Source organism: Tritonibacter sp. SIMBA_163, from assembly GCF_046535935.1.
Lineage (GTDB): Bacteria > Pseudomonadota > Alphaproteobacteria > Rhodobacterales > Rhodobacteraceae > Epibacterium > Epibacterium scottomollicae.
The window spans coordinates 1-275 of the sequence record NZ_JAWJBP010000403.1 but is presented as its reverse complement, the minus strand read 5'-3'; the positions used below and the strand labels follow the sequence as shown (position 1 = coordinate 275).

At 28.7% G+C, this 275-nt stretch carries 1 protein-coding gene; it reads right to left on the bottom strand.

Annotated elements, in window-relative coordinates; all coding sequences use genetic code 11:
• Positions 1 to 275 (bottom strand): hypothetical protein (locus R0J92_RS22900; protein ID WP_411053357.1); only part of this gene is annotated, 275 nt, incomplete at both ends.

The window sequence follows — 275 nt, the reverse complement described above, 5'->3', positions numbered from 1 at the left end:
CTGTTTGTAATATTGGAAATAGAAGTGCTGATTTTCCACCAGATACTACTTCTCCTTTTTCATTTAAAAAATCAATGTTCGTATAAGGGAAATCAAGTTTATAATCTTTAATGTTTAGTTCAGGAGGATTGGCAACATTAAAAGGTACTTCATCCTTTATTTCCCCTTTATCAATAATAAAACTTCCCGAAATTCTTTCATTATTTATGTCTAGTTTTTTTGGATTAATTGTAATCCTTGGTCTTGAGCAAATCATATATAAATGACATTTTTCC